At 40.1% G+C, this 14,188-nt stretch carries 13 protein-coding genes; 8 read left to right on the forward strand and 5 right to left on the reverse strand.

The window, feature by feature from the left end; all coding sequences use genetic code 11:
- Nucleotides 1-143: 143 nt before the first annotated feature.
- From trpA to G9371_RS14975, 4 genes are read left to right on the forward strand one after another with little or no spacing between them, the layout of a single operon-like run.
- Nucleotides 144-947: a tryptophan synthase subunit alpha gene (gene trpA, locus G9371_RS14960; RefSeq protein WP_000088559.1), complete on the forward strand. Its 804-nt coding sequence runs from the start codon at nucleotides 144-146 to the stop codon at nucleotides 945-947.
- Entirely contained in the window at nucleotides 944-1,840 is an 897-nt protein-coding gene (gene accD, locus G9371_RS14965) for an acetyl-CoA carboxylase, carboxyltransferase subunit beta (RefSeq protein WP_001071168.1), read from the forward strand. The genes trpA and accD overlap by 4 nt, the downstream gene beginning before the upstream one ends.
- Nucleotides 1,837-3,123: a bifunctional tetrahydrofolate synthase/dihydrofolate synthase gene (gene folC, locus G9371_RS14970; RefSeq protein WP_000813093.1), complete on the forward strand. Its 1,287-nt coding sequence runs from the start codon at nucleotides 1,837-1,839 to the stop codon at nucleotides 3,121-3,123. Before accD ends, folC begins: the two co-directional genes overlap by 4 nt.
- Complete coding sequence (locus G9371_RS14975; RefSeq protein ID WP_032009409.1) at nucleotides 3,114-4,184, forward strand: SPOR domain-containing protein; 1,071 nt, start codon at nucleotides 3,114-3,116, stop codon at nucleotides 4,182-4,184. The genes folC and G9371_RS14975 overlap by 10 nt, the downstream gene beginning before the upstream one ends.
- 19 nt (nucleotides 4,185-4,203) lie before the next feature.
- Here G9371_RS14975 and G9371_RS14980 read toward each other — a convergent pair whose 3' ends face one another.
- The 3 genes from G9371_RS14980 to G9371_RS14990 form a co-directional block, all read right to left on the reverse strand.
- Nucleotides 4,204-4,782, reverse strand: a complete 579-nt coding sequence (locus G9371_RS14980; RefSeq protein WP_029424639.1) for a dual specificity protein phosphatase family protein — start codon at nucleotides 4,780-4,782, stop codon at nucleotides 4,204-4,206.
- Nucleotides 4,779-5,591 (reverse strand): MBL fold metallo-hydrolase, encoded by an 813-nt coding sequence (locus G9371_RS14985; RefSeq protein WP_086221515.1) that lies wholly within the window; start codon nucleotides 5,589-5,591, stop codon nucleotides 4,779-4,781. Before G9371_RS14985 ends, G9371_RS14980 begins: the two co-directional genes overlap by 4 nt.
- Nucleotides 5,592-5,895: 304 nt before the next feature.
- Complete coding sequence (locus G9371_RS14990; protein ID WP_000175334.1) at nucleotides 5,896-6,537, reverse strand: peroxiredoxin; 642 nt, start codon at nucleotides 6,535-6,537, stop codon at nucleotides 5,896-5,898.
- A gap of 407 nt (nucleotides 6,538-6,944) precedes the next feature.
- Here G9371_RS14990 and secA point away from each other — a divergent pair, with 407 nt between their 5' ends.
- Both secA and G9371_RS15000 read left to right on the forward strand, forming a co-directional pair.
- Nucleotides 6,945-9,668, forward strand: a complete 2,724-nt coding sequence (gene secA / locus G9371_RS14995; protein WP_000881349.1) for a preprotein translocase subunit SecA — start codon at nucleotides 6,945-6,947, stop codon at nucleotides 9,666-9,668.
- A 131-nt stretch (nucleotides 9,669-9,799) separates the two neighbouring features.
- Nucleotides 9,800-10,243, forward strand: coding sequence for a hypothetical protein (locus tag G9371_RS15000; RefSeq protein ID WP_000757176.1), 444 nt, complete (start codon nucleotides 9,800-9,802; stop codon nucleotides 10,241-10,243).
- A gap of 66 nt (nucleotides 10,244-10,309) precedes the next feature.
- Here the strand turns inward: G9371_RS15000 and G9371_RS15005 are convergent, their stop codons facing one another.
- Nucleotides 10,310-11,620, reverse strand: coding sequence for an MFS transporter (locus tag G9371_RS15005; RefSeq protein ID WP_000446412.1), 1,311 nt, complete (start codon nucleotides 11,618-11,620; stop codon nucleotides 10,310-10,312).
- A gap of 134 nt (nucleotides 11,621-11,754) precedes the next feature.
- A complete protein-coding gene (gene trhA, locus G9371_RS15010) occupies nucleotides 11,755-12,396 on the reverse strand; it encodes a PAQR family membrane homeostasis protein TrhA (RefSeq protein WP_001984806.1) in 642 nt (213 codons plus the stop codon).
- Nucleotides 12,397-12,522: 126 nt separating this feature from the next.
- Between trhA and G9371_RS15015 the strand changes: the two genes are divergently transcribed.
- Together G9371_RS15015 and G9371_RS15020 are read left to right on the forward strand one after the other, a co-directional pair.
- The gene (locus G9371_RS15015) at nucleotides 12,523-13,734 is read left to right on the forward strand and encodes a class I SAM-dependent methyltransferase (protein WP_029424637.1); all 1,212 of its coding nucleotides are present in this window, start codon (nucleotides 12,523-12,525) and stop codon (nucleotides 13,732-13,734) included.
- Nucleotides 13,735-13,746: 12 nt separating this feature from the next.
- Entirely contained in the window at nucleotides 13,747-14,166 is a 420-nt protein-coding gene (locus tag G9371_RS15020) for a GNAT family N-acetyltransferase (protein ID WP_029424636.1), read from the forward strand.
- Nucleotides 14,167-14,188: the final 22 nt, after the last annotated feature.

The following is a 14,188-nucleotide window of genomic DNA, read 5'->3' on the forward strand; positions in this document are numbered from 1 at the left end:
CATGGGTTGTATGAATCATACAATCGAATATCGCCATAACGTTAGACCTGTTCAATGAACAAAAAATAGCGTTAAAATGCGGTGTTCTTGTATTTCTACAAACAACTCCTCAATTTTAAATAATTCAAGGAAAGCACAACCCTATGTCACGTCTTGCCACCCGTTTTGAAAAGCTGCAGTCCCAACAACGTAAAGCGCTTGTATCTTATGTCATGGCGGGTGATCCACAGCCACAAGTAACGGTGCCGTTACTTCATAAAATGGTTGCGGCAGGAGTAGACGTCATTGAGCTTGGTTTACCATTTTCAGACCCGATGGCTGATGGTCCGGTAATTGCACTTGCTGCTGAACGCGCACTTGCGGCTGGGACGAACACCTTAGATGCGCTGAACATGGTAAAAGAGTTTCGTGAGCAGGATCAGGAAACACCTGTAGTTTTAATGGGTTATCTTAATCCTGTTGAAGTGATTGGTTACGAGAAGTTTGTTTCTTATGCGAAACAATGTGGTGTAGATGGCTTATTACTTGTGGACTTACCACCGGAAGAGTCAAAAGAATTTGGTGCAATCTTGAAACAACATGATATGGACCAGATTTTCTTACTTGCACCAACTTCAACTGATCAACGTATTCAACACGTAGCGAATCAGGCAAGCGGGTTTATCTACTATGTTTCACTCAAAGGTGTAACAGGTGCAGCGACTTTGGATACTTCTGAAGCGGCTGCACGTATTGAAAAAATCAAAGGTATGACTAACGTTCCAGTTGGCGTTGGTTTCGGAATTAGTGATGCTGCTTCAGCGAAAGCGATGGGTAGTGTTGCAGATGCCGTGATTGTAGGTAGTGCTTTCGTTAAATCTTTTGCAACGTTGGCAGCTGATGAAGCTGTTGAACAGACGGTGAATAAAGTCAAGGAGCTTCGAGCAGCGCTCGATGAGTTAGTATGAATCAAGAAGTGAAATCAGGGAAAGTTCTTAGCCCTTCGACGCCATGGACACAGCGTCCAGTTCCAGGTATTGAAGTTGCAGATGAGCAACAGACTCTCAAAGCAACATTTACTGAGCCAACTATTGAGTGCCCTGAATGTCATGCTTTAGTGACACGTACAGCAATATCTTTTAATGCGTATGTATGTCCACAGTGTGACGAACACTTACGAATGAAAGCTCGCGATCGCTTAAACTGGTTCTTCGACAATGTTGTGGCTGAATTAGGTCAAGAGTTTAGCGCGAAAGACCCATTAAAGTTTGTTGATAGCAAACCGTATCCAGATCGTATGCGTGAAGCGCAAACTAAAACTGGTGAAACGGAAGCTTTAATTGCCATGCAAGGTAACTTAAATGGCGTAGATATGATTGCATGTGCTTTTGAGTTTGACTTTATGGGCGGCTCAATGGGTACTGTAGTAGGTGACCGTTTTGTTAAGGCAGCTGAACTTGCAATTGAAAAACGTCAGCCATTAATCTGCTTTGCAGCTTCTGGTGGTGCACGTATGCAAGAAGGTATGTTGTCACTTATGCAAATGGCGCGTACTTCTGCTGCAATCCAAAAATTAAAAGATGCGGGCTTACCTTATATCGTGGTGTTAACACATCCGGTATATGGCGGTGTAACAGCTTCTTTAGCAATGTTGGGTGATATCCATATTGCAGAACCTAAAGCAATGATTGGCTTTGCCGGTAAACGTGTGATTGAACAAACTGTACGTGAAACACTAGAAGAGCCGTTCCAGCGTGCAGAATATCTGCTTGATCATGGTGTGGTCGATCAGATTGTTCATCGTCATGCTTTACGTGATACTGTATCTCGTCTTGTATCAAAATTGATGAACTTACCTTGAAACAACAAGCTCCACTTTCAACAGACTCTTTAGATACATGGCTCAATTATTGGAGCCATGTTCACGTTACAGGGATCGATCTTGGTCTGGAACGTGTTATTCCCGTAGCAGAAAAATTAGGCGTGACTAAACCCAACGCCAAAGTTTTTACTGTTGCTGGAACAAACGGGAAAGGTTCAACCACAACAACGCTTGCGTCTATATTAAAAGCACAAGGGTACAAAGTTGGGTTGTATCAATCACCGCATATCTATCGTTTTAACGAGCGAGTCAAATTAGGTGGAGTTGAAGTTGATGACCAAAGCCTGATTGATGCTTTTGTACAAGTTGATCAGGCTCGTCGCGAGTGTGATTTAAGCCTATCTTTTTTTGAAGCAACCACTTTGGCTGCTTTTGTTATTTTTAAACAACAACAATGCGATGTATGGGTTCTTGAAGTCGGTTTAGGTGGGCGTCTTGATGTTGTCAACGTCATTGACCCTGATATCGCCGTGATTACCAATATTGGCCTCGACCATACAGATTGGTTAGGCGATACCATCGAAAAAATTGCTTTTGAAAAAGCAGGTATTATCCGACCTCATATTCCTGTCATTTTTGCAGGTGAGCAATCTTTGCCTCAAGCGATTCAAGATAAGGCAAATAGCTCACAAGCCACGCTATACGCGATTAATAGAGATTATTTTTATAAACTCGCCGATGATGGAAAACATTGGTATTTTGCAAGTGAAGGAACCACTTTAAGGTTGCCGCTAGGTACACTTGCAATCGAGAATATTGCAGGAGCAGTTGCGGCCGTATTAAATAGCGGACTTGAAATCTCGCAACTAGCGCTAGAGGAGGGCATTACAAATGCCCGCTTGGCTGGACGCTTCGAAGTGCGCCAAGTTAATGGAAAAACCATTATTTTTGATGCCGGGCACAATCCTCATGGTGTTGAATTTTTGTTAAAGCAATTGCGAAATTTCTTAGAATACAATAAACAGTACACAGAAGTTGTCGCAGTATTTTCAATGCTGGCAGATAAAGATATAAAATCAGTAGTCGATTTGTTGAAACCTACTGTTTTACATTGGAAAATTGCTGAGTTGAATGTGCCGCGTGCTGCACCGATTCAGCAATTGAATGACGCCCTGCAAGGCCAGACAATACAACAATTTGGCAATATCAAAGAGGCTTTTAAATCAGCGCTTGAGCAAACAAATAACAATCAGCTGATTTTAGCCTGTGGTTCGTTTCATACTTTAGAAGCGATTTGGGAGTATTTGGAAGAATGTCAATGAATAACAAACAACGCTGGATGGGTGGCGTTGTTTTATTAGGTGGTGGTGTTTTATTGGCAGCATTACTTCTAAAAGGAAATGAAGAAATAAAACAGGTAGATGTTCAACCCCAAACTTCAACATCACCGAAATTACAAGCTAAACCAAAGCAATCAGCACAAGAAGGGCAGATGGTACAGCTACAGCCACTTGCAGTTGATGTTGAAACGGAAAAACGTCTTCTTGAAGAACAGCGCCGTTCTCGTGAAAAAGCTGTAGCAGAACAAGAGGCTCGTGCTGCCGAATTCTTGGCTATGCAACAACAGGCAGAAGCGGATGCAGCTCGTAAAGCTGCTGCTGAATATGCCGCGATTAATGCTCGCCGAGCTGCTGCACAAGAAAGTTCCGATAATATTCCTCCTGAAGTCGCGGGTAGTGAGAATAAGGCAAAAGGACAGCAAACTGATACAAAAAAGTCAGTAGATCCGGCTAAAGCGGATGCAGATAAAAAAGCTGCTGAAGCGAAACGCTTAGCTGAGGCGGATAAGAAAGCGGCTGAGGCAAAACGTCAGGCAGAAGCAGACAAGAAAGCAGCAGAGGTTAAACGCCAAGCAGAAGCAGATAAGAAAGCAGCTGAGGCAAAACGTCAGGCAGAAGCGGATAAGAAAGCAGCAGAGGCGAAGCGCCAAGCAGAAGCGGACAAAAAGGCTGCTGAAGCTAAACGTCAAGCAGAAGCAGACAAGAAAGCAGCTGAAGCGAAACGTAAGGCAGAGGCCGAGAAAAAAGCTGAAGCAGAGAAAGCACGTGAGTTGCTTGAAAATGGTGATAAAAAATGGATGGTACAGGTTGCATTGGCTGCTAACCAAGCAAATGCAGATGCTGTAGTCTCTAAATTACGTGCAAAAGGCTATAAGGTTACGACGAGCCCAACCAGTAAAGGTATCCGTATTATGGTTGGTCCTGCAAAAGATAGAGATACGGCAGATACTACACGTAAGAAAATTACTTCTGACGCCAGTTTAAATATGAAGTCAGCTTGGGTGATTGACTGGGTGCCTTTAGATCAGCGTAAGTCAGATTAAATTTTATTCTGAAATCTAATTAAGATGGATTCGACAGTTGCTGTTGAATCCATTTTACATTTTCAGGGGTAAATAAACGGTCAATATTCTTCCAAATAATATGATAACCATAACCTCCTTGTTTCATTTCTTTCACTGCATCATCAATTGCCCAGTTTTCAAAAATAATTCGATACATGGCGACGCTCGCCCCTGTACGGTCTGAACCATGATAGCAATGTAGTAAAACACGTTGATTATTTTGCTTGGCAAGCTGGATTTGCTGCATAACTTGTAATAAATCTTGTCGATCAATTGCCCATGTATTAATCGGAATATGGACAAGATTAAAGTTTTCATTTTTAAAGACTAAATCATCTGATGCTTTGGCTCTTAAGTTAATAACAGTCCCAATTTGATGGTGTTTTAATTCGGGAATCATGGCTGCATCGGGCTGTTCACTCCGGAAAACATCATTGCTAATTTGATAAAAATTATGAGTTTGAGAAACTAAGGCTCCCCAATCGTGAGGTCTGTGCTCATGGGCAATACTTTCGTGTTGCATACATCCTTGAAGGCTTAAACAGACCGCAAATGCAATAAGTGAAAAAATTTTCATGTTTGGTACCGCCGAAGCTCATGGGGATCGTGTGCGCAAATGATTTCAATCGTTGGCTCATGTTGAGCCAGATGCTGTAATTTTTTTAGGTTAATAAGACGCTTTTCATTGTCTTCAGCAAATGTCTTTTCTAGAAGGGTAAGAGATCTTAATTTATTTACTGGATTTAACTCTAGGTGTGAGTAGTAAGCATCTCCACAAAATAATAACCATTGATTTTGTTGTTTTATCGCAATACCACAATGTCCGGCAGAATGGCCCAATAATGGCACCATTAAAATTTCATCTTGAAATAGGGGTAAACCTTTTACTTTTTCAAGGTTAAACCATTTTTCACCTTGTTGATACTCAACAAAGTTCCAGTACCGATGTTGTTTATATTGATTAGTTCTATAACGAAGCTTACCTTTAAAATTAGGCAGTTGCGCAGCATTGTATTCAGTGGCTAGCACATGGACAGTGGCGTGGGGAAAGTCTGAAATTCCGCCTGCATGGTCAAAGTCGAGGTGAGTCACAAAAATGTGCTGTATATCTTTAGGATGGAAACCCAGTTTCTGAATTTGTTGGATAGCACTGAACTCAAGATTCGGTTCAATTTTCCCCAACCGTTTGACTAAAGAGCCAAGGCGCTGTTGCATGTGTAGATAATCTTGTAGGCCAAATCCGGTATCAATCAGTACAAGGCCTCGATCAGTTTCTACCAAAAGACAATGACAAACAATCTCAGCTTTCCAGCCTTTCTGCCCAAATAAAGGTGCACATACAGGGCACATACTGCCGCATTTTAAATGATGAATTTTATGGATCATGATTTTTGTTTTTGCACAAACTCTTGGGAAGTTATAACTGATCTCAACAGTAAAAACCATGTGTATTCATTAATGTAAAAAAAAGCCATCGGGTGAGATGGCTTTTGATATGGAAATATTTGCTCAGTTACGTGAACTGGCTGATTTAGAATTTTTTTAATATTTGCCTACGCACTTTGCTTGTCTTGCAGGGAACTTTTCAGACGCTTGCCTACGCGTTTTGCTTGTCTTGTAGTCAACTTTTCAGATGCTTGCCTACGCACTGCGTTTGTCTTGCGCTTCGATTAAAGCCTTGTTAAAGGCTTTAATCTTGCTCAGGCTGTGGCGTAAGGCGTAAATAAGGTTTCACCGCAGTATAACCTTTAGGGAAGCGTTGTTTAATTTCCTCTTCATCTTTTAAAGAAGGGACAATGACCACATCTTCACCTTGTTGCCAGTTCGCTGGTGTAGCCACTTTATGCTTATCGGTTAATTGTAATGAGTCAACAACACGTAAGACTTCATTAAAGTTACGACCAGTCGAAGCAGGGTAGGTGATGATTAAACGAACTTTTTTATTTGGGTCAATAATCACTAAAGAACGGACAGTAAGGGTTTCACTGGCATTCGGATGAATAAAACCGTATAGCTCAGATACTTTGCGGTCTTTGTCAGCAATAATTGGAAAATTGACTGTTGTATTTTGAGTTTCATTAATGTCATTAATCCAGCCTTTGTGGGACTCAACATCATCTACAGATAAGGCAATTGCTTTAACATTACGTTTTTCAAATTCATCTTTTAGTTTTGCTGTATAACCCAATTCAGTTGTACATACTGGCGTATAGTCGGCCGGGTGTGAAAATAAAATGCCCCAACTATCACCTAGAAAATCATAAAAATTAATAGTGCCTTCGCTTGATTCTTGTTGAAAATCAGGGGCTGTGTCGCCTAATCGTAATGTCATGATAAATCCTCGATTGCTTAAAATTTGTTATATGTTGAAATGACTATGCCGCAATTTATTTATTATTAAAATTATTGTTTTTATATTTTATTATGAACTTTTTATATAAGTGTAAATATATATGACCAAAACACATGAATTTATGGGCTGAATCAATGTAACTTTAAGATAAATTTGCTAAATTAGATTTCTCGGAAGTTGTGCTCAATAGATGAGCATTAATGTCGAGTTTTTAGGTGTCAGATGCTTTAAAGGGGCTTAGAAAATGGGTAAAACCATTTGTCTAATGATCAGATTTTTTTTATGGGTTTTGTGCAAACCCCTTGTACTTCAAATTTCTGACACCATAATAAACGACTGAGAAAAAATTTATTCATTTGACCAAGCAAGATTTAGAGAGTTTATCCATGTTGGCAAGTCTGATCGGAGGTATCTTCGGTACAAAAAATGAGCGTGAACTCAAACGCATGCGCAAAATTGTTGAGCAAATCAATGCGCTCGAGCCGACGATATCAGCTTTAAGCGATGCAGACTTATCTGCAAAAACTCCAGAATTCAAACAACGTTATAACAATGGCGAAAGTTTAGATAAGTTACTCCCTGAGGCGTTTGCAGTTTGTCGTGAGGCAGCAAAACGTGTAATGGGCATGCGCCACTATGATGTCCAGTTAATTGGTGGTATTACCTTACATGAAGGCAAAATTGCCGAAATGCGTACCGGTGAGGGTAAAACCCTTATGGGTACTTTAGCGTGTTACTTAAATGCATTAAGTGGTGAAGGCGTTCATGTCATTACTGTAAACGATTACTTGGCACAACGTGATGCTGAGTTAAACCGTCCTTTATTTGAATTTTTAGGTCTAAGCATTGGTACAATTTACTCAATGCAAGAACCAGCAGAAAAAGCAGCTGCCTATCTAGCTGATATTACCTATGGTACCAATAACGAATTTGGTTTTGACTACTTGCGTGACAACATGGTGTTTTCTTTAGCAGAAAAGAAACAACGTGGTTTGCACTATGCCATTATCGATGAAGTCGACTCAATCTTGATTGATGAGGCGCGTACGCCATTAATTATTTCTGGTCAAAGTGAAGATTCTTCACACCTCTATACTGCCATCAATACTATTCCACCAAAATTACGCCCGCAAAAAGAAGAAAAAGTTGCCGATGGCGGACATTTCTGGATTGATGAAAAGCAGCGTTCAGTTGAAATGACTGAAATTGGTTATGAGACTGTAGAACAAGAACTTATTCAAATGGGTTTGTTAGCGGAGGGCGAAAGCTTATATTCAGCTACAAATCTAAACCTCGTTCACCATGTTTCTGCGGCTATTCGTGCGCACTTCCTATTCCAACGCGACGTTCACTATATTATTCATGACGGTGAAGTCGTTATTGTTGATGAGCATACTGGCCGTACCATGCCGGGCCGTCGTTGGTCAGAAGGCTTACACCAAGCAGTTGAAGCGAAAGAAGGTTTGGCTATTCAACCTGAAAACCAGACTTTAGCAACAACTACTTTCCAGAACTATTTCCGTCTTTATAAAAAGCTTTCAGGTATGACAGGTACTGCCGATACTGAAGCTGCGGAAATGAAAGAAATTTATGGTCTGGATGTCGTTATTATTCCGACACACCGACCTATGATTCGTAATGACCAGAACGATTTAATCTACTTAAACCGTAATGGTAAATATAACGCGATTATTCAAGAAATTATGAATATTCGTCAGCAGGGTGTTGCACCGATTCTTATTGGTACGGCAACGATTGAAGCCAGTGAAATTCTATCGTCTAAATTGAAGCAAGCTGGTATTCATCATGAAGTTTTGAACGCAAAACAACATGAGCGTGAAGCAGACATTATTGCTCAGGCAGGTAGCCCGAATGCAGTAACAATCGCAACAAACATGGCCGGTCGTGGTACAGATATTATCCTTGGGGGTAACTGGAAAGCGAAACTTGCCAAACTTGAAAATCCTACCCCTGAAGATGAAGCACGTCTAAAAGCGCAATGGGAACAGGACCATGAAGATGTATTGCAAGCAGGTGGCTTGCACATTATTGGTTCTGAACGCCATGAGTCACGCCGTATTGACAACCAGTTACGTGGTCGCGCGGGCCGTCAGGGTGACCCTGGTGTTTCTCGTTTCTATTTATCTCTTGAAGATGACCTCATGCGTATTTTCGCAGGCGATCGTGTCGTTGCCATGATGCGTGCAATGGGACTTAAAGAAGACGAAGCGATTGAACACAAGATGGTAAGCCGTTCTATCGAAAATGCACAGCGTAAAGTTGAAGCACGTAACTTCGATATTCGTAAAAACTTACTTAAATATGATGATGTGAATAATGAACAACGTAAGATCATTTATTCACAACGCGACGAAATCTTAGCTGAAAATACTTTACAAGAATACGTTGAAGAAATGCATCGTGAAGTAATGCAGGCGATGATTGCTAACTTTATTCCACCAGAGTCAATCCATGACCAATGGGATGTGGAAGGCTTAGAAAATGCTTTACGTATTGATTTGGGTATTGAGCTACCAGTTCAAGAATGGTTAGAACAAGATCGACGTCTTGATGAAGAAGGTTTGGTTGAACGCATTAGTGATGAAGTGATTGCGCGTTATCGTCAGCGCCGTGCACAAATGGGTGATGAATCGGCAGCAATGCTTGAGCGTCATTTCGTTTTAAATTCTCTTGATCGCCATTGGAAAGATCATTTGGCTGCAATGGATTATTTACGTCAAGGTATCCACTTACGTGGCTATGCGCAAAAAAATCCTGAGCAGGAATATAAGAAAGAAGCATTTAACTTGTTCGTGAACATGCTGGGTGTAATTAAAACTGATGTTGTAACTGATCTGTCTCGCGTACATATCCCAACACCAGAAGAGCTTGCAGAAATGGAAGCTCAACAGCAGCAACAAGCAGAAGCAATGAAGCTTTCTTTTGAACATGATGATGTGGATGGACTAACAGGTGAAGTGACCGCTTCTCAAGAAGCACTTAATGAGTCGGCTACTGAACAACAAACGTTCCCTGTACCTGAAAGTCGTAATGCTCCATGTCCATGTGGTTCTGGTTTGAAATATAAACAGTGTCACGGCAAAATTTAATTTGTGTTATAAAAAAAAGCAGAACGTTTGTTCTGCTTTTTTTTCGTTTGTAGTAAGCCTGTGAATAATGTTTGCAGTTTTAAGCATTAAATGCTATTTACTTCTCATCCAGAGTGTATGTTGGAAAGACAATGAAAAAAGTATTACAACCTTTATTTTTAACTGTTCTTGCTGTACCAAGTTTTGTTTTCGCAGCAGAAACAGCTTCAGCCCCTCAAACCACAACGGTTGATAAAGTACTTGCGGCAAAAGGCCCAACTTCGGCTCAGGCTGTAGTGAAACAAGAAAATACGACGGTGATTAGCCCTCGTACAGGTATTCGTTACACATTGGGTAATACGGGTAATCGCCCAATCATTTTACAAACTGCTGCGATCGCTCCAGCAAACTCTGCAAATATTAACCGTATTGTTGCAAGTAACCCAGCTCTATCTCCAAAGAGCCAAGAAAAAGCAAAAGTTGCATTAATTGGTGAAGCTGCTGTTGCTGGTGCGGCAGCAGTTGCAGCGAATAATGTAACTACCCCAGCTGTACCAAACAGTGTTACACCTGCAAATCCTGCATCATTGAACTAAGTTCTATATATAAAAAAGCCGGTCAATTTTGAACCGGCTTTTTTATATCAGGGTGTTTGAAAATATTTAAATCTGATTATTTACATCTACATTTTTTGTTTCGCGTATTAATAAAAACGCGATTAATGATAAAAGTGATGCTGCTGTAAGATAATAACCAACTGCATATAAACCATATGTTTCAGCAAGTTTAGTTGCAATAAGCGGTGCAAAAGAAGCACCAAAAATACCAGCCAAGTTAAACGTTAAAGCTGAACCCGTATAACGTACTGAGGTTGGGAAAATCTCTGAAAGGACAGTACCAATTGGACCATAGGTCAAGCCCATAATTGATAAGCCAGTACACAAGAACAAAAACACAATGAGTGTGTTTCCAGACTCTAACATACTAGAGAAAAACAGTCCGAAAATTGCAGCAGCAATACATACACCAATAGAAGTAGCTTTACGGCCAAATTTTTCTGCAAAAATGGCAGAAAGAGGGATAAAGGCTGCAAAGCAAAGGGTTGCAAACAGTTGAAGTTCTAAGAACTCACCACGCGCATAGCCTAGTTTGGTTGTTCCCCAGTTAAGTGCGAATACTGTAGTTAAATAAAACACAACGAAGGTACAGATTGCTGCAATTGTACCGAGAATAAGTTTGCCCGTGTGTTTTGTCACCACTTCTTTAAATGGAATATTAACTTCTTTTTGCTTATCTAAAACCTTCTGGAAAGCAGGGGTCTCATGAAGTTTTAAACGAATGTATAAGCCAACAATAACCAAGACAGCACTTGCAATAAAAGGAATACGCCAGCCCCATTGCATGAATGCTTGCTCAGGAATAGCAGCACTTAGAAGTAAAAATGAACCAGTTGCTAAAATAAAACCGATAGGTGCGCCAAGTTGAGGGAACATGCCATACCATGCACGTTTGCCTTCAGGTGCATTTTCTGTAGCAAGTAAAACAGCACCACTCCATTCACCACCTAAGCCTAATCCTTGTCCTAAACGGCATAAGGCGAGCAATAACGGTGCGACAATTCCAATCTGAGCATAGGTTGGTAATAAGCCAATACATACGGTTGAGATACCCATAGTGAGCAATGCTGCCACCAATGTTGCTTTACGACCTATACGATCTCCTAAATGTCCAAATAGTGCTGCACCGATAGGACGGGCAATAAAGGCGATTGCAAAAGTTGCAAGTGATTGTAAGACTGCGGCACTACCACTACTGGCAGGGAAAAATAGGTGTGGAAAAATGATAACGGCAGCAGTTGCATAGATATAAAAGTCGAAGAACTCAATGGTTGTACCGACTAAACTTGCAAACAAAACCCGTGTTTTCGAATTGGTGGCTACTACAGGAGCAGCAGTCGCAGAGGTTGACTCCATATAAGTCCTTATATCAGTTAAAATTTATTTTTAATTTACTATTCTCTTTAAAGGCATATTTTTCTTAAAAGAATAGCGTGAAAGAACATCATCCATGACTCTTTCAGGATCACTGAATATGAGTGAAAAATGGACTAAACAACGTACCAATAGATAGCAAGAAAGTGTGCACCTGCACCTAAAAGCACAAAAATATGCCATATCGCATGGGTATATCTTACCTTTTTTAACGCGTAAAACAATGCTCCAACGGTGTAAGCTAAACCTCCAGTAATCAATAACATCAAAGTATCTTTGCTTAAATAGGTTCGCATATCATCCATTACAAAAACGGCAAGCCAACCCATAAGGACATAAGCAAGTAGCGAAATTTTCTGAAAACGGTGAATAAAAACTAACTTGAAAAGTGTACCAATTGCAGCAATGCTCCAGAGCGCAATAAGTAAAATATGAGCTTTTTGTGTAGGTATAGCAATACTTAAGAACGGGGTATATGTTCCAGCAATTAAATAATAAATAGCCGTGTGATCGAGTTTTTTATACCAGTAACGTAAATTTTGTGTTTGTGCAAAATGATAGAGAGTCGAACTAGTAAACACGAGAATTAAGCTAAAAGCATATACCCATAAACCTATCCACTGGGCAGTGGAAAGATAAGATCCTTTTATAATTAAAAAGACAGAGGCAATTACTGCCATAACCACACCAGCGCCATGGCTGTAAGCATTAAAAAGTTCTTCTTTTGGGTCGTAGGTTTCTAACACCGATTTACTCATAAGTTTATTTTTTGATTAAAAATACAAATGTATAGAAATACAAAACAGTCGTAAAGTTATTTTATTTTTAATCCTATACCCTTTAAACTTTCACTTTATATGAGTCACCATTTTTTAGGTATATCAGTGTCGGTTTTCTCCTTTGAGCAAGAACAGCAATTCTTTCATGAAATCAAACAAATGCTTGATCAGCAGACTTTTGAGCGTTTGATTTTGAGCCAATATAAAGGAGAGTTGACACAGCTGGAAAAAATTACTTTCCGTGTTGTGGAGCTACATGGAAAAAAACAACTTTCCGCGCTATATCATTATAGCACCCAAGATGTGACTAAAAATTATTCATTCGAAGATGGCTTAGAACAGATTGCAGCACTGATTACGCAATGCAAACAAGCGAATTTATTTTCAACGCATCAAGAAATCCAGCTTAAAAAAAATAAGAAAAAAGCCATGCTTAATATGGTTAAAAAGCAAAGCATGACTACCGCTCCAACTGTACAAGCGCATGATCGTGAGAAACAGCGTTATGTACAGCAGAGTAGTGCATTTTTAAAAGAGCTGGGTATTACTGATGAGAAAGCTCAAATCATTCCAAGCATGGCTCGTAAATGGAAGCAGATTAATAAATTTATCGAAATTTTTGCGAGTGCATACGAACAAATTGATGCTGAGCAAAAAGAGTTAAATATTGTCGATTTTGGTTCAGGAAAAGGTTATTTAACTTTTGCCTTGTATGATTATTTACAAGAACAACAAAAGGTTCCGCTCATTACTGGTGTAGAGCTGCGCCGTAACTTAGTGGAGTTTTGCCAGAACGTTGCAGAAAAAGTACATTTTAATCATTTAGACTTTTTTGAAGGTGACGTTCGTAGTTATCAGCCGGAAAAGCTGGACGTTATGATTGCTTTACATGCTTGTGATATTGCGACTGACTTTGCTATCCATACTGGAATTCGTTTAAATGCTTCAATGATTATGTGTGCGCCGTGCTGTCACAAAGAGTTGCGTCCACAACTACATAGTCCTGAAGTTTTACAACCAATGCTACAGTTTGGTATTCATGCGGGACAACAAGCCGAGATGTTGACCGATACCTTACGTGCGTTACTTTTAAAAGCGTATGGTTATGAAACTAAAGTTTTTGAGTTTGTATCGCTTGAACACACCAGTAAAAATAAAATGATTTTGGCGACTAAACGTAAAAACGTGACACAACCTGATGTCAAGATTATGGCTCAAATTCAAGCATTGAAAGAAATGTATGGAATTAAAAAACAGACTTTGGAATTGTTATTACAAGACCAGTTGCCGATCGAAAATATTGGCTGCAAATGCTAGGAAGGTGAGTGGATGTATAAAGTTATAGCGGGTAGTTGGACGCAGTTTAAGGAAGACGCAAAATACATCCGTGAACAAGTCTTTATTCAAGAGCAAGGCATTGCACCCGAAGATGAATGGGATGATTTTGACAGCACTGCTGTGCACTTTATGGTGTATGACAAAGAGCAGCCTATCGCTACAGCACGTTTGTTGCCACAGCATAGCGTAGGGCGTGTTGCTGTTTTAATGCTTTATCGAAAGCAGGGTATAGGTAAAATTCTAATGCAGCATATTATTGAATATGCGCGCCAACATAAATTGCCTTATTTAAAGCTTTCCGCGCAAACCTATGTGACGGCTTTTTACGAAGCTTTAGGTTTCAAAGTGCAGGGTGAAGTGTACCAAGACTGTGGTATTCCACATATTGATATGACTTTAGCGTTAAGTTGAGATTCCTTTTTAGAAATCTCAA

The organism is Acinetobacter sp. EKM10A (assembly GCF_011075215.1).
In the GTDB taxonomy this organism is placed as follows: Bacteria; Pseudomonadota; Gammaproteobacteria; order Pseudomonadales; family Moraxellaceae; genus Acinetobacter; species Acinetobacter baumannii.